At 44.9% G+C, this 16,551-nt stretch carries 16 protein-coding genes; 12 read left to right on the top strand and 4 right to left on the bottom strand.

Annotation, left to right across the window (positions count from 1 at the left end):
* Positions 1-40 precede the first annotated feature (40 nt).
* Positions 41-982 carry an NAD-dependent epimerase/dehydratase family protein gene (locus EPD59_RS16935; protein WP_205703434.1) on the top strand — a complete coding sequence of 314 codons (942 nt, stop codon included), beginning with the start codon at positions 41-43 and terminating at the stop codon, positions 980-982.
* A 502-nt stretch (positions 983-1,484) separates the two neighbouring features.
* On the top strand, positions 1,485-2,486 hold the full coding sequence (locus EPD59_RS16930; protein ID WP_165963644.1) for an acyltransferase family protein: 1,002 nt from the start codon (positions 1,485-1,487) through the stop codon (positions 2,484-2,486).
* A gap of 200 nt (positions 2,487-2,686) precedes the next feature.
* Here the strand turns inward: EPD59_RS16930 and EPD59_RS16925 are convergent, their stop codons facing one another.
* From EPD59_RS16925 to EPD59_RS16910, 4 genes are all read right to left on the bottom strand, one after another.
* Positions 2,687-3,073 (bottom strand): hypothetical protein, encoded by a 387-nt coding sequence (locus EPD59_RS16925; protein ID WP_133273817.1) that lies wholly within the window; start codon positions 3,071-3,073, stop codon positions 2,687-2,689.
* A gap of 244 nt (positions 3,074-3,317) precedes the next feature.
* Entirely contained in the window at positions 3,318-3,977 is a 660-nt protein-coding gene (locus EPD59_RS16920; RefSeq protein WP_133273816.1) for an acyltransferase family protein, read from the bottom strand.
* 180 nt (positions 3,978-4,157) lie between these two features.
* Positions 4,158-4,589 carry a hypothetical protein gene (locus tag EPD59_RS16915; RefSeq protein ID WP_133273815.1) on the bottom strand — a complete coding sequence of 144 codons (432 nt, stop codon included), beginning with the start codon at positions 4,587-4,589 and terminating at the stop codon, positions 4,158-4,160.
* An 84-nt stretch (positions 4,590-4,673) separates the two neighbouring features.
* Positions 4,674-4,964, bottom strand: coding sequence for a hypothetical protein (locus EPD59_RS16910; protein WP_133273814.1), 291 nt, complete (start codon positions 4,962-4,964; stop codon positions 4,674-4,676).
* A gap of 291 nt (positions 4,965-5,255) precedes the next feature.
* On the opposite strand from EPD59_RS16910, the gene EPD59_RS16905 reads away from it, so the two are divergent.
* From EPD59_RS16905 to EPD59_RS16855, 10 genes are all read left to right on the top strand, one after another.
* Positions 5,256-6,377 (top strand): glycosyltransferase, encoded by a 1,122-nt coding sequence (locus EPD59_RS16905; protein ID WP_133273813.1) that lies wholly within the window; start codon positions 5,256-5,258, stop codon positions 6,375-6,377.
* 263 nt (positions 6,378-6,640) lie between these two features.
* Positions 6,641-7,747 carry a glycosyltransferase gene (locus EPD59_RS16900; protein ID WP_133273812.1) on the top strand — a complete coding sequence of 369 codons (1,107 nt, stop codon included), beginning with the start codon at positions 6,641-6,643 and terminating at the stop codon, positions 7,745-7,747.
* Positions 7,748-7,815: 68 nt separating this feature from the next.
* Positions 7,816-8,949: a glycosyltransferase family 61 protein gene (locus EPD59_RS16895; protein ID WP_133273811.1), complete on the top strand. Its 1,134-nt coding sequence runs from the start codon at positions 7,816-7,818 to the stop codon at positions 8,947-8,949.
* A gap of 202 nt (positions 8,950-9,151) precedes the next feature.
* Positions 9,152-10,288 (top strand): DegT/DnrJ/EryC1/StrS family aminotransferase, encoded by a 1,137-nt coding sequence (locus tag EPD59_RS16890; protein WP_133273810.1) that lies wholly within the window; start codon positions 9,152-9,154, stop codon positions 10,286-10,288.
* A gap of 1 nt (position 10,289) precedes the next feature.
* Positions 10,290-11,222 (top strand): NAD-dependent epimerase/dehydratase family protein, encoded by a 933-nt coding sequence (locus EPD59_RS16885; protein WP_133273809.1) that lies wholly within the window; start codon positions 10,290-10,292, stop codon positions 11,220-11,222.
* A 730-nt stretch (positions 11,223-11,952) separates the two neighbouring features.
* A complete protein-coding gene (locus tag EPD59_RS16875) occupies positions 11,953-12,960 on the top strand; it encodes a glycosyltransferase family A protein (protein ID WP_165963642.1) in 1,008 nt (335 codons plus the stop codon).
* 199 nt (positions 12,961-13,159) lie between these two features.
* The gene (gmd, locus tag EPD59_RS16870) at positions 13,160-14,272 is read left to right on the top strand and encodes a GDP-mannose 4,6-dehydratase (protein WP_133273806.1); all 1,113 of its coding nucleotides are present in this window, start codon (positions 13,160-13,162) and stop codon (positions 14,270-14,272) included.
* Positions 14,273-14,366: 94 nt separating this feature from the next.
* On the top strand, positions 14,367-15,521 hold the full coding sequence (locus EPD59_RS16865) for a glycosyltransferase family 61 protein (protein ID WP_133273805.1): 1,155 nt from the start codon (positions 14,367-14,369) through the stop codon (positions 15,519-15,521).
* A 51-nt stretch (positions 15,522-15,572) separates the two neighbouring features.
* Positions 15,573-15,923: a glycosyltransferase family 2 protein gene (locus EPD59_RS16860; protein ID WP_133273804.1), complete on the top strand. Its 351-nt coding sequence runs from the start codon at positions 15,573-15,575 to the stop codon at positions 15,921-15,923.
* Complete coding sequence (locus EPD59_RS16855; RefSeq protein WP_133273803.1) at positions 15,923-16,549, top strand: hypothetical protein; 627 nt, start codon at positions 15,923-15,925, stop codon at positions 16,547-16,549. Before EPD59_RS16860 ends, EPD59_RS16855 begins: the two co-directional genes overlap by 1 nt.
* Positions 16,550-16,551 lie beyond the last annotated feature (2 nt).

The raw sequence follows: 16,551 nt of genomic DNA, 5'->3' as shown, positions 1-16,551 counted from the left end.
TAACTATAGTAAACACTGTCAGAGGGCTAAACCGGTTATTGTGGGTCTTATTACGTGTATTATTGGCGGAGCCGGATTTATTGGCAAAGCAGTAGTTGAAGAGCTACTGCTGCGCAATGACCGGCAAGTCATCGTTGTCGGGCGCGCACCCGCTGCGTCGCATTTGCCAGCGACTGTTCGCTATGTGCAAAACCCGACCGGAGCTACGGACGAGCTATTAGAAGGGCTGTTAGCTGGCGTTGACGAAGTGATAGATCTGGCCTATGCCACAGTGCCCCAGACCAGTTTCCATAATCCAGTAAACGATATTTTAGTTAATCTGCCTGAAGCTGTGCGTCTGTTTGAACATGCTTCGCGGTGGTCATTAAGAAAATTTGTATGGGTTTCGTCGGGCGGAACTGTGTATGGCCATGCACATAATGTCCCCTTAACGGAAGAGCACACAACAAATCCGGTATCGCCGTATGGGATCACGAAGCTGGCCATTGAGAAATATGCTCATCTTTACCATCACACGGCACAGCTGCCAATAGTTTGTGTGCGGCCCTCCAACGCATATGGTGAAGGCCAGCGAGTATATGCCGGACAAGGGTTTGTAGCTACTGCCATCGCGTCTCTCCTTGACCGCCGAACACTAAGTCTGTTCGGCGAGGAGGGTACTATTCGCGATTATCTGCATGTACGCGATGTAGCCCGCGGTATTGTGGCGGCGTTGGTTGATGGGCAAGCCGGCCAGGTTTATAATATAGGCAGTGGTGTAGGACACAGCAATCGGCAAGTACTTGATATACTTGCACCCTTGGCAGTGGCTCGAGACTTGCCTTTGAACATTCAGATACTGCCTGAACGCGCCTTTGATGTGAAGGTTAATGTGTTAGATAGTAGCAAGCTACATGCTCATACTGGGTGGACTCCCACCGTACGTTTTGAAGAAGGATTACAGCAAACTTGGGAGTGGTACGTTAAAAATCATAAATCTTAAATAGTAAGGCTAGTATTTTACCACTTGGTCTCAGTTTTAAATCGGGGCAGAAGAGCGTTATGAAACCGTATTTTATGTATTGTCCGTTACGCTTTATTATGAGTTAATCATTCTTTGTATAGCTATTTGTGCGCAAAACCACAGGCGGTATTAAAGGAGTCAATCATAGCTTAGGCATCTAAAAAAGCCCTTCGTTTCAGGAGGGGCTTTTTTAGGAAAGGAGGGAGGGTATTTACAAGCCGTATAGATTGATAAGTGTTACCAGCACGGCAATAGTTAATACAACTAGCCACCATCCTAGGTTATGAGAGTTGTTTTGCAGGTCGTAAGTGGGCCGTTGAGTCCTGTTGCGCTCATTAGCCTTACACTGCCACCAAGCCAAATGTCCGTAGCTTTGTGGCCCTATTGTGCCTTATAGGATTGTGATGACCCAATTGATTACGCAAGAAGCCCCACAAAAAAGGAAAGCAAGTACTATCCTGCCTTAACCGGCATCCGAGCAGTGGCAGCCATTATGGTATTTTTCAATCATGTGGTGGTGGCGCCGCATACCCGCCAGCCGCCAGCTCAGGATATATCCTTCCTTTCTCAATGGGGCGTCTGGCTTGGGGAGCAGCTCCACATAGGGGTGCCGATTTTCTTTGTGCTCAGCGGCTTCCTGATAACCACCCGCTATTTTCACCGCCTGGAGCTCACAGGGCCCTGGTTTCGGCGCTACCTGCAAAACCGCTTTGCCCGCATCTATCCCATCTACTTACTGCTGACGCTGCTCACCTTTGCCGTAATGTTTCTACGACCCACGCAGCAATGGTATGAGTGGCCAGACGTCTATCCGTTGATTGATAAGGTGGCCGTACTGTTTCTGAATCTGACGCTAACCCGCGCCTACTTTGCGGATCTGGTGGTGATGGGGGTGCCGCCGGCCTGGACCCTAACGGTGGAAGAAACATTTTACCTACTGGCGCCTTTCCTGCTGCTGGGCCTCAAGCGCAACTTTCGGCTGCTGTATTTGTATCCCGTGCTGCTGCTCTCGATTGGGGTGGCATTGGTCCTGTTTTGTTCGCGCTTCCTGCCGTATTATGGCCTGATGGCCGACATTAACTTTCTGCTACAGAGTACCTTTTTTGGGCGCTGCATCGAGTTTCTGGTCGGCATCGGGCTTGCCTTCTTCGTCGCCCGCAGAACGGAAGATTCCCAGCGAGGAGTCCGCGCCACCTTTCTGGGGTTAGCCGGTATTGTAGCTTGCCTAGTTGGCTTGGCGTGGGTTCAGCACACGATCACCAATTCTGTGGCTTGGTTGGTCGCTTATCGCTCTATAAATAATGTGCTTCTACCCGGCACGGTGGCGGTACTGTTTTGGGGGCTGATTAAGGAGCGCACGCGGCTGCGACAGCTCTTGGAAACCACGGCATTTGATCTGCTGGGCAAAAGCTCTTATGTATTTTACCTCATTCACTTAGGAGTCATAGATACACTATTCTCGGAATATATCACGGAAAATTAGCTCATTCGCTTAGTCAGTTACACGATTTTATCCATTGCGCTCTATAAGGGGGGCGAGCATCCCCTGCATAACCGTCTGCGTGCCAAACCGCCACGGCTCGTAAAGGAGGTAGCAGTTGCGTAGGTATCAAAAAAGCCCCACCTGTAACGGTGGGGCTTTTTTATGGCAACTGTTGCGTCTGCCCGGCAGGTAGTAGTGGCTTATTGCTTGCCCGTCTTATAAAAAGTTATCATCGTGCACTCGCCTGTCGTCTGGGTCGTTGTATTGTACTGAAAGGTCTGGCCTAAATAATTGGTGTATTCGCCTTGATAAACCAGCTTGACGGCCGGTTTACAGGTTGCCATGCCTACCCACTTGGCAATCTGGCCATCTGCGGGCGTGGTTTCCTTCACCATGGTCATCATGACATCACAGGTAAGACCAGTCGCCTGAGGGCCCTGGGGATACGTATCGCCGATAGCAAACTGCTGGCCAGGCACAACGGATAACGAAGCAGGAGCTACAGATTCGGACTCTTTGGCGCAGCCTGTCATAAAGATCACCGCTGCCAAAGCAGCCGCACGGGGGAACGAGTATAGGTTTGTCATAAAAGTGTGTGTTTAAGAGAAGATTTATTTGTAATAATCAAAGGTAAACAGGTGAATCGAAAATCCTACGATTTTTATAAAATTATTATATTAATTATAACTTTTCCCGCTCGATATTCTTTTCTCAAGATACTTCTCAATTTCAACGCGTAAGCATCCATGCTGCTTACTAATGAAAAAAGCCCCACCGCAGGGTGGGCCTTTAGGAAAAATGACGTAGGGTGCCCATCAACTGCCTACGCAGCTACTTTCGGCTCGGGGGCTTTACTTTATTGCGCAGGCTCATCACCGGCACCTCAAAGTATTTATACATAAGTGTAGAGAGCAGGATTGTAAGCCCCCAGAACAGCAGCAAGCCTATCATATTACGCACCGCCTGCGGTACGGGCAAAGTAGGCACCAATTGTACTAGTATATTCTGGTTGATGATAGTGGCATGCAGCAAATACATGCTGTAGCTAATCAGCGAGATGTGGGTGACGGCTCTGGCCCACCAGCCCGAGGCGTACTGCCACTGGCTGAGTAAGGGCATAAGTAGCACTGTGGCCAAGGCCGGAATAATAAAATAATAGACGGAGGCGAATAGGCCAATATCTCCCAGGGCGGTAACATCACTAAGCAGGTAAAGCGCCACGAATCCCACGACGAATTTGACGCCTTTCAGGTGAAGCCAGCTTTCGGCATGATAGTGCGCCCACCAAGCTGCTATGACGCCATACATCAGATTGTCTAGGCGCAGCGCGACCACTTTGCGGAAGTTGCTATCCCACTGCTCAAGCGTTTGCGGGGGCGCCTCCAGATAGCTGTAATAGCGGTAGGCTGTAGTAAGTATGACTACCAAAACTGCCGCCAGTAGTACAGCATGTCGAGGCTTGAGCCGCAGCCCGCCGGCAAAGAGAAACACGGCCGGCGCACTGAGCAGGTAGAACCACTCCTCGACTGCTAAACTCCAAGCCTCGGCAAAGACGCCGGGGTGCGGCCAGCAGGAGCGCCACTAGATAAGGTGGCACCGTTCGTATCCAGCGCTTAGTCCAGAAGTCCCAGAGCGTAGCCCCTGTTGCAGGCTTGATTTCCAAGGTACGAATCAGAATCCCCCGATGAGGAAGCCTGACAGGACAAAAAATACGCTGACGCCGTCGAAGCGCGCGATGTACTCATAAAAGAAGGTGAACTTTTTAGACACCCACGTATCGCTGTGGGTCACCAGTACGGTCAGAATCGCAAAGGCCCGCAACAAGTCTAAGCCAAAGATGCGATTTGGTGAGGAAGGCAACTGGAAAACCTTCACAGGAGATAATGACATTCGAATAGCATTGTTTGGGGCAAAGGTAACGCAGGGTTGGGGAAAGGCCGTTATCTTTGGGCTATAGGAAAGCTGTGGTCCACGTTTAGCCGTTGGTTGAGTCGGATGATGGCAGAAGAGTATGAACAGCCTCCTTAACCTTTCAATGACGCAGAGGGGGAGCGCCGCTGGCGGCAGCTCTCCGCCAGCTAGAAAGACGAAGACACCCAGCATAAGCTAGTCAAAGAAGCAAAGCGGCTGGTAAAGCCATAATAGTATAAAAAAAGCCCCGGCATCGTTGGGGCTTTTTTTATACTATTATGGCTTTACCAGCCGTAAATCTTGACGCGTAGGGTGGGTTTTAAATGCAGGCAACTGCACCAACTCAGCGTAGGTTAGAAGCGGTTGCCAACAATTAAATGGGCATAACCGCACAATCTCAGCCCGCTCTTGACATACCCATGCCTCACAAAAGAAGGTATAGAGGTGGTATAGGTTAATGCTGGAGCCAAGCTCATAGCGCTGGGCTAAGTAAGTGCCATTGGTGCGCCCCGTGATGACGTACAACGTGCCTACCTGCAGCCTGCCCGTGCCCTGCAAGGCCAGCATCCGGATGCGGATTAGTTTTCATATCGTAGCGTCTATTCTGCTCTACAAGCTAGTGGAGAATCCGTTGCAAAAAATACTGCGTAGCGCTCCCCCGCAACAGCCCCCTAAGCTGGCTCCTACATAAATTATAGTATAGCCGCCTATCTTTGTGCTTGGCTTCAGTATCTGATTTTTGCGTTGCTTCCTGGCTGTAGTCTCCGCCTTATCAGTCTATTACTAGTACAGAATTCGTTTTAAGGCTCTGTAGTTTATGTGTGGGGCATTTCTTCAGTAAATACGAACAACCAGTCTATGAGAATTGCCTTCGTTTCCTTGATGAGAGTGTTGCCTTGGGGTGGAAGCGAAGAACTATGGTTTAAAGCTGCAAAGCTTGCTTTAGCTGATGGTCATACTGTTAGCACACTCACTCAGAAATGGGAAACTGTTCCAGATAAAATTAAAGAACTAAGATTTTTAGGAGCTGATAATTACTTCTACTATAAGCCTCAATTCTCTATTGCAGAAAGATTAGCTATTAAGCTAAAAGTTAAATCTAGTACAGGTGAAATAGTGCCAACTGTAGTAGCTGATGTTTATGTTATATCAAATGGCACTACATGGGATTTCGTGCAGCACAGAATGGTTATCGAAAATATCCTTAGTCAAGGAAAGCCATACATACTGATAAATCAGCATAACTATGAGCATGGCAATATTGTCACAGGCTTAAATCGTGACTACGCTATTAAGGTTGTACAACATGCATCGATGAATTTTTTTGTTGCGAAGCGTAATATGGAGACAGCTGAACGACAACTAGCTCATTTTATAAATTCAGCTCAGATTATCAGTAACCCAGTGAATATCGCTGTTAAAGCAGTTAAGCCATACGTTACCTCGTCTCAGTTACAGATTGCATGCGTAGCAAGAATTGATTGTGATTATAAAGGGCAGGATATTTTGCTTCAAGCTTTAGCTACTCACAAATGGAGGGACAGGAACTATCACCTGAGCCTTTATGGTACCGGTCCCCATCTAAATCACTTACAGCATCTCATATATTTATATGAATTACAGGCTAAAGTGAGTATAAAGGGGCATGTCAATGATATTGATAAAATTTGGGAGGAAAACCACATTTTAGTACTTCCATCCATAAGCGAGGGCACACCACTAGCCTTAGTTGAAGCAATGTTGTGTGGTAGGACAGCCTTAGTAACTGATGTGGGAGACAATGCTCAGTATATAATTGATGGGGTAACAGGATTTTTAAGTAGTACAGCTTCTGTGAAATGCGTTTCACTTGACTTAGAGCGCCTTTGGGAAAATAGGGAAAACATTCAGGAAATGGGTCGGAAAGCGTTTGAGCATGCATCTGGTATCACAGACTTGCATCCCGAGAAAACGTTAATAAAGTTTATAGAATCATTATAAATCGGTTCGGTGTGTACAGGCATTCATCAATGTGAGTTCAGAGATGACTGTACTTACTTCTTGTATTAAACTTTAGGAAAGGATGTCTTCCTCACCATATGAAGCTAAGCCCCTACTCTCCTTTACGATAGATAGCAATTCACGGGGTAGTTATTCATGTATGCCTGTTACATTCTAGCCCAAATCAGGCAAACTTATTTCTCTCGCTTATCTTCGCGCAGTGTTCACGTCAGGCTGATCATGTTATACTAAGCGATTTACCTATGCTGCCGGAGAGTAACAGTGTGCAAGTGGTGCCGGCGGGTGTTTCTTTTTTGATATGCACTTATAATAGTGCCTCGCGCATTAGTGAAACACTCACCTGCCTAGCCCGGCAGGCTGCAGACCCAGCTATTCCGTGGGAGGTAATTCTAGTCGACAACGCCTGTACAGACGGCACCACGGAGAAAGCCGAGGCTCATTGGAGAGAGTTGGGTACATCAGTTCCCCTACGGCTATTTAAAGAACCCCGTCCCGGTAAGAACTTTGCCGTCAAGCTTGCCTTTAGTCAAGCACGTTACCAGTACGCCTGTATCGTAGATGACGACAACCGGTTAGCTTCTGACTATCTGCAAATTGGCTTCGATGTATTGCAAGCCAATCCTCAAGTAGCAATAGTTGGGGGGCAAAATATAGCCACTTTTGAGGTGTCTCCACCTAGTTGGTTTCCACTTTTTCAGGCGAATTATGCTGTCGGAATCCCTGTATATAAAGTGGGCTCCAATATAAAGCCGCTGCCCGATGGTAATATCGGTTCCCATATCCTTTGGGGGGCGGGCATGTTTATTCGGCTCGAGCTCTGGCACAAACTAACCCAACTCGAATTTAAAAGTCTCTTTGCTGGTCGTCAGGGGACAAAAGTGCTGACTGCGGGAGAAGATGATGAGTTGTGTTATGTGGCGCAGCTATTAGGGTATGAGGTATGGTACTGGTCTGGGCTTCGGCTTGAGCATTACATGACCGCGAACCGTCTAACACCCACTTATCGAAATCGGCTTTATTATTCGCCCGTTTGGGCCGCATCCCGATTAGGGGCTTACCGGAGCGCATTGCTTACAGCAAACGAAAGCAACTCCGATACGACTACCCATTTAGTAAAGGACTTTTTGTACATGAGTTGGGGCGCTTTCCGTCAAATAGTATCTATGCGTTTTGTTAAAGCACTATTCATAGATGATAAACTATATCTGATGGACTGTAAACAACAGATGCTAACTATTTTTAATTATATACTTGATTTTGGAAATATCATTGGGTACTATAAATATGTGGACGAATTGAAGCAAAAAATAAAAAAATCGGGCTTGAAACTAGGGAACGCGATGTATTAATAATACATTAATATATTTTTTTGTAATCAAGGAATTAAAATACATATCCATATTTTATTCAAGCAGTTATGGGGGGCAATTATTTGTATTCATTTTTCAAAGGTTTCACAGATTCTTGTATTAAAATAATATATAAAATTCTTCCTGAATGGAAGGAGGAAGGGGTCGAAGTATTACCTGCTGTAGCTCCAACATCGCCTAAGCTTCCTGTCAATTTCGATAGTCTGCCGCCTCAGGTTGCCAAATATTTCCAGGAAAGTACAGGGCTGCCTGCGCGTCATATATATCGGCTAAAGCACGTTCATGTCTCTTGGCAAACAATCATTTTTAGGAACCTAAGAATATTTTTAAAAGGGCTGCCTCATCCTAGAGAAGAAAAGCATTATACAGATGCCTACTTGCTGAAGCAGTGGGTTGTTGATCCAGTAGAGCTTCCCCCAACAGTTAATCAGGCGGCATTGGTGCATGATCTATGGTCTGTAGATAACTACTATCACTGGATAGCTGACTCCTTACCACGGTTGCTCATACTGCGTCAATTGTATCCTGCTTGCTTACTACTAGTCCCGGAGCCTATTCCGGAATACGTGCGCACGAGTACATCCCTTTTAGGATTTAAGCATCTGCTGCCAATACAGGATAAGCAAATCGTTAAAGTGCCCTTATTACTGTTGTCAGAGTATGCCGCACCGCCTGGCTTCCAGGATGCATCTTTGATGCGGCAACTCCGAGCCGAGATAACAAAGGCCATCGGCCACCAGCCCCCGCCGCAGCCACATCGACGTTTATATATATCACGTGCACGTCAAAATAATCGCCGCTTGGTGAATGAAGCAGCTATTATTCCAATCCTGACGCAATACGGGTTTGAGGTAGTTTATTTCGAAGGGCTTGAATTTGCACAGCAGGTTCAGCTTATGCAGGAAGCAGCTGTTGTGATGGGCATACACGGTGCTAACCTGACAAATATTTTATTTATGCAGCCAAGCACAACTGTAATAGAATTAATAAATGAGGAGAAGCTAGTAGTACTTGATAACCAGGACTTCGAAAACCTCATTTATTATCGTATGGCTTTCAATATGCAGCTTCACTATTATAATGCGCCTTGTAAGCCCTCAGTCAAGGGCGATATAACTAATAGAGCAGATGTAATAGTGGATGAATATTTATTAAATGAAATATTAATTAATCTGAAATAATTCCTTCATTTAATAATTTTTTAACAGCAGAGGATATTGTGCGCATTTAATAATTGTAAAAAAAATATCTAATAAGATTATACATTGTTATTATATAATTTTTCCGAAGGATTTGATAGTGTTTTGACAGATGAGTCAGATATATCAAATGAGTTAGGCAGAATACAATTACTTTTGCGGGCTCATATAAGCTCGAATAGGTATGGCTGGCCAACTAGATATATCCAGTACAATGGGGAATATTTCAATGTTCAATACTTTCGTTCACCCCTCAGCTCAGTCAAGGGTTTCGGAAGTGTTAAGTACTACTTTCCTGAGTGAAGGAAAACTAGTAAAAGAGTTTGAAGCGCGTCTAGCTGCAGAGCTAGGTATGGTAAATCCAGCAGCTTTGAACAGTGGTACTAGTGCTCTTCACTTAGCTATGGCCGTATCAGGTATTGGTCATGGTGATGAGGTGATAATGGCCCCCCAGACATTCATTGCTTCCGCTATTTCAGTTGTACAAGAGGGAGCTACTCCGGTTTTTTCTGATATTCAGTATGAGACTGGCAATATTGATCCAGCTTCAATAAAAGATAAGATTACAGAGCGTACGAAAGCTATAATGGCAGTGCACTGGGGTGGTTACCCGTGCGATATGGATGAGATCCATGCCCTAGCGCGTCAATACAACTTAATTGTCATTGAAGATGCTGCTCATGCTCCAGGAGCTACCTACAAGAGTCGAGCAATTGGCTCAATATCTGATTTCACCTGTTTCTCTTTTCAAGCTATAAAACACCTGACTACAGGCGATGGTGGTGCCTTATGCTGCACAGGCTCAGAGAATGCCCGTGAAGTGTTTCGGCGCCGTTGGTTTGGTATTGATCGGGCTCACTCGCCTGTGTCTGAAATAGGTGAACGAATATATGATTTAACGGACGTCGGATATAAGTATCATTTGAGCGACTACGCTGCTGCGCTGGGCTTAGCTAATCTGGAAGGGTTTGAAGAGCGTATGCAGTACCGGCGGCAGCTGGTTCGCCAATACCATGATGGGCTGAGCCAAGTTAGTGGGGTTACACTCTTCGAACACAAGACGGATCGTGAGAGCGCACATTGGTTATTTGGCTTCCACGTAGAGAACCGTCTCGAATTCATTCGAACATTAAAAGCTAAAGGAATTGCTAGCTCCGTCGTACACGACGGTATAGATAAAAACACTCTATTTGGAGGAAAAAAAATGGATCTAATTAATCAGCGTCGCTTCGATGAAACCCAGATTCATATCCCTCTGCATGATGCACTTCTTCCGGAGCAAATAGAATATATTATCAATACGATTAAACAGGGCTGGTAAAATGAAAGTAGTAGTATTTGGGGCCAACGGATTCGCGGGCAGCAATGTCGTAGAGGTGTTGCGTGAAAATGGGGTTGAGCCTATTCAGGCTTCGCGGAGCACTGGTTTAGATCTGCGTGATGCACGGCAGGTAACAGAATTTTTAAGTAAGCATCGTCCTAAGTTCATTATTAACTGTGCTGCCCATGTAGGCAGTCTTAATTATGTGACGGAGCAGGCTGCAACTGTCATTGCTGACAATACACGCATGATTATGGGCATGTATGAGGCTGTAGCTATTGCTTGTCCATTGGCTATCGTAATAAACCCCATTGCAAACTGTGCTTACCCAGGTAATGCTGAAGTCTATCGCGAAGAGGAGTGGTGGAATGGTCATATTCATCGCTCGGTATTGGCCTATGGCTCAACGCGGCGCTTATTATGGACAGTTGCTGAAAGCTTTCAGATGCAGTATGCAGTGCGCAGTATCAATTTGCTTACTCCCAATATGTATGGACCCTATGATTCGACTGATCCCAATAAGGCTCACGCACTAAATGCCCTGGTATCAAAGTTTGTAAAGGCTGAAAAAATAAAGCAGCCTGAACTGCCTATATGGGGCACAGGTATTGCCATTCGAGAGTGGTTATACGCTCGTGATTTCGCCCGCCTGGTATGGGAAATTATGTTGCTTCCTGATAGGCCTGGCCTGGAAAAACCATTGAATTTAGCTCAAAACGATGGTCTTAGTGTAAAAGAACTGGTAGATATTATTCAGTTAAAGTTCGACTATCAAGGCAATGTAGTATGGGATCATAGCAAACCAGATGGTGCCCCAAAGAAAGTAATGGACGATACTCGCTTTAGGCAAGTGTTTCCTGCATTTCAATTTACTGACTTCGAGCAAGGTATTGCCAATACGATTGCCTATTACGAGTCGGCATTCCCTTACTAAAGGTCAAAGAGGTAAGTATGGAGTTGATTAATTCTCAAATCGATCGCAACCTTTCACCAATTAAGAATACAACCTTCACTAAACATGAGTGATCACAGGATACCAGTTAAATCCGCGCAGTATGACACTTCCTTGTTAAAGGGATGTGGTGAAGATGTGTTTGTAAGTGCTAATGTTGAAATACGTCGGCCTCACTTGATAACATTAGGTAGCCATGTAGCAATTGACTCAGGCGTGTACATAACAACTGCCGCACAGATTGGTGATTATACCCATCTGTCACCCTACCTTACTGTCATAGGTGGCGCGCAGAGTACACTCATAGTAGAAGATTTTGTGACTGTAGCTGCTGGTAGCCGCCTTATTTGCGGTTCAGATCGGTTTATGGGTGATGGCTTTACAAGTGTGACCGCGCCTGAGCAATATCGAGACACCGTAGACTTTGGGACCATTCGTTGCGCCAGATTTTCTGGTATCGGCACTAATGTGGTAATTATGCCCAACGTGACGATTGCTGAAGGCAGTGTAATAGGAGCCTGCTCCCTTGTAACTAAGGACACTGAGCCCTGGACTATATACGTGGGAGTACCCGCACGTCCTATCAAAATTCGGCCTCGTGCGAAAATGTTGGAGTATGCAAAGCAGCTAGGGTATTAAGTCTAGCAATGAGGCTTTGTAGGAAGATATGTATAGGCCTTCCGCTGCCCCAGACCACAGATTTTTTCGCATTATGGCAACCTACACTCTTTCCTATATTCTCACCACTTACAATAAACTGCCGTACCTGAAGCAGGTGCTGGAGCGGTTGATAGCGGCCCGGCAGGAAGATGAAGAGATCGTTGTGGCGGACGGCGGCAGCAAGGATGGCACGGCCGAGTATCTACAAAGTTTGTATGCCGCCGGGCAGATTCAGCAATTCATCTCCGAGCGCGATAAGGGTGAGGCGCACGGATTTAATAAATGCATGCTGATGGCCCAGGGAGAGATTATCAAGCTTATCACTGATGATGACGCCTTTTATTATCCGGCTATCCAAGAGAGTAAAAAATTTATGTTAGCACACCCTGAGATAGATGTGCTATCGGGAAACACGGGACTTATTCAACTGGAGAACTTAACCCAAGCCACTATATATGAAGATGTGGCCAATAATTTCCGCCGCTGGTTAGATAGTAAAGAAGTGGTTTGGATGATTGGTCTACCTTTTTTGATAAGGCGTAAATCGTTAGCCATTACGGGCTTATTTCATACCGGCGTTGTACAAGTGGATACGGAGTTTACATACCGAATTACCAGCCTAAATGTGAATCTTGCTTGGAGCACAGCGATGCTAAGTGTTCGCATCGAAAATCCTCAAAGTAACTTTCGGGTGATGAATCAACGGGAAGGGCGAAGTGCTAGTGACTTGGAAGCAGACCGTATGCGCTTCTACTACGATAAATCCATTGGGGACAGTTTTCAAGATTTCGTGCGATACAAGTCTGGCTGGATCGAGATGTTAAAAGCTCCGATACGTCCTATAAAGCGCCGGATATTTGAAGTATTAAAGTGGGATCAATACAAGGGTAACCAAACAATGCCTACTGGCTATGATATCTCTAACACTATATCTGGGGAGAGCACGGATAAAATGATTAACCAAGCGTTTAAAGTGGCTGATGAATTTATGGAAAACTATAACAAAACTCATATAGTCGAATACCTCTATCGCAAAGATGAGGTAAAGAAAGTCTTATAATAAAAACGCTTGTAAATCTGTAACATAAAGTATTAAACAATCGTATTCGGCGGTCACTACTTAGGTGGAGAATAAAGAAGAGAATTCCCTATTTTGGTTACATGGCTGAGAGAGAGTACTTTTGATCCTCCTTCTTGATTTCATTCCGCTTTACAAATCGTAAAAAAGAAATTTAGTATCTAATTCAAAAAATGCTCATATGAAAGTAGCCTTAGTAACTGGTATTACCGGACAAGATGGTGCTTACTTGGCTGAACTTCTGCTAGAGAAAGGCTATATGGTTCATGGGATTAAGCGACGCTCATCGTTGTTTAATACCGACCGGATTGACCACCTCTACCAAGACCCACACGATAATAATGTTCGCTTCAAGCTTCATTATGGCGACCTCTCTGATTCAACCAATCTGATCCGCATAATTCAAGAGGTACAGCCAGACGAGATATATAATCTTGGGGCAATGTCTCACGTTAAGGTTTCATTTGACACACCTGAGTACACAGCAAACGCAGATGGTATTGGTACGCTACGTATTCTGGAAGCTGTGCGTCTATTGGGGCTTACCAAAAAAACACGCATATACCAAGCTTCGACTTCCGAATTATATGGTTTAGTGCAAGCTGTGCCGCAATCGGAGACTACACCTTTTTATCCTCGCTCACCTTATGCAGTAGCCAAACTTTATGGCTATTGGATTACCGTGAATTATCGAGAAGCATATGGCATGTTCGCTTGTAATGGCATCCTGTTCAACCATGAAAGTCCGTTGCGTGGGGAAACTTTCGTAACACGTAAAATAACGCGTGGTACTGCCCGTATCGCGATGGGATTACAACAGAAAATATATTTAGGTAATTTGGATGCACGCCGTGATTGGGGCCATGCGAAGGACTACGTAGAGGCAATGTGGCGAATTTTACAGCAAGACGAACCTGAAGATTTTGTCATTGCTACGGGTGTCACTACGACCGTGCGCGATTTTGTAAAGATGGCTTTTGAGGAAGTAGGAATAGAGCTAGCTTTTGAGGGTGAAGGAGCAAATGAAAAGGCTCGAGTGGTGCGTTGCGATAATCCTGATTATCAAGTAGCTGAAGGGACCGTGGTGGTAGAAGTAGATCCGAAGTATTTCCGCCCAACAGAAGTGGAGTTATTGATTGGTGACCCTACCAAATCTCAACAAAAACTGGGATGGACTCCCACCTACGATTTGCCAGCTCTTGTTCAAGACATGATGCAAGCAGACCTGAATTTATTTAAACGGGATGCTTATTTAATGAAAGGTGGGCACAAAGTGTTCAACTATCATGAGTAGATAGTTAGCACAATTTAGTCTCCTTACGAATACTGTCACCTATATGCCTCCGACTGGTAAGTTGGAGGCATATACTTTATAGCCTCATAATATAATGGCTACCCCTCCTCGTCCGCGTCCTAATAGATATCAAAGATTCAAAAAGGTTTTTGATTACCAATTAAGCAAAATTGGACAAGCTTTAAGCGATCCAATACAAGTTTCAGAATATGAAATAGCGCCTGTTCCTACTGATGCTATCTGTCCTTTACCAGCGAATATCTCAATGGTGCCGGCAAACTTTATACATTTTTACAAAGAGGTATTTACTGAAGTAACGCCTAATTTTCGACAAGTAATATACCGTGTACAAAATGTGAATGTGGCATGGAATGGCACTGTATTGAAAGGATTAAGAGTATTGGTCCCCAGTCTACCACAACCGCGTATGAAGGCTGAGTTCACAGGTACTTTTTTATTAAGACAACTACGTACCCTTAACGCTCCAGAATTAGAAGCGGGCCCTGTAGGACTCGCTTTTGATAGTTGGTCAGGTAATTATTTTCATTGGATCGCTGAAGTTTTACCACGCCTGATGCTTCTGAGTAAGCAACAGCCCAACTGTTTAATATTATTGCCCGGACCAACGCCGCCAGAATATGTTACTTACACTGTTGACGCGCTCGGCTTTAAGAATACATTCGTTCTAGGACCAAGTGATATAGTACATGTAAAAGACCTTTGGATGCCAGCTCGTCCAGGTCGCCATGGTTATATGGTCCCTTCATTGGTAGGTGAGGTGCGTGAGGCCATAATGACTTATCTGCATTCTTATCTTATTCCATCCCTCAAGGCAACACGCCGCATTTATGTCTCGCGGAATCGGCAGCAATGGCGACATCTAACTAATGAAAGTGAAATATTGAAAGTGCTCGAACGCTATGACTTTGAAACTATCTACTTCGAAGGTCTCAGCTTTGTCGAACAGGTGCGTACAATGTATGAAACATCGATAATGATTGGGATACACGGGGCAAATATGACCAACTTAATGTTTATGACACCTGGAACTAACGTTATTGAGATGATGAGTGAAACATATTTGAATCCAAGTTACCTTTCTATGGCATCTAGTATTGGTGTATTTTACTCTGTTGTGCCCTCAAAATTAGGTTCACCGTTAAATGTAGAGCACAACTATGCAGATATTACTGCTGACCCAGATTTGGTCGATCAAGTGCTTCGTACAGTAATAATTAATCATTATTGAAGGTTGTTGATATAACAATGACTTGCCCCAGACCACAGATTTTTTCGCATTATGGCAACCTACACTCTTTCCTATATTCTCACCACTTACAATAAACTGCCGTACCTGAAGCAGGTGCTGGAGCGGTTGATAGCGGCCCGGCAGGAAGATGAAGAGATCGTTGTGGCGGACGGCGGCAGCAAGGATGGCACGGCCGAGTATCTACAAAGTTTGTATGCCGCCGGGCAGATTCAGCAATTCATCTCCGAGCGCGATAAGGGTGAGGCGCACGGATTTAATAAATGCATGCTGATGGCCCAGGGAGAGATTATCAAGCTTATCACTGATGATGACGCCTTTTATTATCCGGCTATTCGTGAGGCCGCTAACTTTATGATCAAAATCCTGCGATTGATGTTGTAATGGGATATAACGCAGCTACTCAATCTGATGATTTAACATTTGCAAAAATAAAGGAAGATCCAGCTAAGGATTATCAGCGTTGGTTAGAGCATAGTACCCCTTTTTGGATGATTGGTTTACCCATTTTGATTCGTCGCTCCATGTTAGCACTTACAGGTATGTTCAATACCGGTGTAGTTTTAGTAGACTTGGAATTTGTATATCGTATTACTAGTCTAAATGTAAATATCGCTTGGTGCACTGCTGTATTAAGCATGCACATAAGTAATCCAAACGGCAATTTTAATCGAATGACTAAAAAAGACCGTATGGCAGAATATAATCGCATCACAAAATTCTTTATTACTAATCCCACACGCCGAAGTACTGGTGAGGTTATTCGTAATACAATTGAATCTATAAAGCGTCCGTTACGTCCCGCTAAAAGAGACTTTTTTAACAACATGGGATGGAACCAATATCAAGATCCTGAGCGATTTGACACTGGGTATATACACAACCCTAATGGAGATCCGATAAAGTCAGCATTTGTTATCTGTGATCTTTTTCTAGACTCTCAAAATGCCAATCGGTCAGTTGAATTTCTGTATAAGGAAAAAGAAATTAGTAAGGTATTTAAACAATAACA

This window comes from Hymenobacter radiodurans, from assembly GCF_004355185.1.
GTDB lineage: Bacteria > Bacteroidota > Bacteroidia > Cytophagales > Hymenobacteraceae > Hymenobacter > Hymenobacter radiodurans.
This window is presented reverse-complemented; position numbering and strand designations above follow the sequence as displayed.

What these genes read in the sequence shown, in the direction of transcription:
- EPD59_RS16890 (WP_133273810.1), top strand. Translation starts at nt 9,152, where the DNA reads ATGGCTGGCCAACTAGATATATCCAGTACAATGGGGAATATTTCAATG.
- EPD59_RS16905 (WP_133273813.1), top strand. Translation starts at nt 5,256, where the DNA reads ATGAGAATTGCCTTCGTTTCCTTGATGAGAGTGTTGCCTTGGGGTGGA.
- EPD59_RS16875 (WP_165963642.1), top strand. Translation starts at nt 11,953, where the DNA reads ATGGCAACCTACACTCTTTCCTATATTCTCACCACTTACAATAAACTG.
- EPD59_RS16860 (WP_133273804.1), top strand. Translation starts at nt 15,573, where the DNA reads ATGGCAACCTACACTCTTTCCTATATTCTCACCACTTACAATAAACTG.
- EPD59_RS16900 (WP_133273812.1), top strand. Translation starts at nt 6,641, where the DNA reads ATGCTGCCGGAGAGTAACAGTGTGCAAGTGGTGCCGGCGGGTGTTTCT.
- EPD59_RS16925 (WP_133273817.1), bottom strand. Translation starts at nt 3,073, where the DNA reads ATGACAAACCTATACTCGTTCCCCCGTGCGGCTGCTTTGGCAGCGGTG.
- EPD59_RS16895 (WP_133273811.1), top strand. Translation starts at nt 7,816, where the DNA reads ATGGGGGGCAATTATTTGTATTCATTTTTCAAAGGTTTCACAGATTCT.
- EPD59_RS16910 (WP_133273814.1), bottom strand. Translation starts at nt 4,964, where the DNA reads ATGCTGGCCTTGCAGGGCACGGGCAGGCTGCAGGTAGGCACGTTGTAC.
- EPD59_RS16855 (WP_133273803.1), top strand. Translation starts at nt 15,923, where the DNA reads ATGGGATATAACGCAGCTACTCAATCTGATGATTTAACATTTGCAAAA.
- EPD59_RS16915 (WP_133273815.1), bottom strand. Translation starts at nt 4,589, where the DNA reads ATGCTGGGTGTCTTCGTCTTTCTAGCTGGCGGAGAGCTGCCGCCAGCG.
- EPD59_RS16885 (WP_133273809.1), top strand. Translation starts at nt 10,290, where the DNA reads ATGAAAGTAGTAGTATTTGGGGCCAACGGATTCGCGGGCAGCAATGTC.
- gmd (WP_133273806.1), top strand. Translation starts at nt 13,160, where the DNA reads ATGAAAGTAGCCTTAGTAACTGGTATTACCGGACAAGATGGTGCTTAC.
- EPD59_RS16865 (WP_133273805.1), top strand. Translation starts at nt 14,367, where the DNA reads ATGGCTACCCCTCCTCGTCCGCGTCCTAATAGATATCAAAGATTCAAA.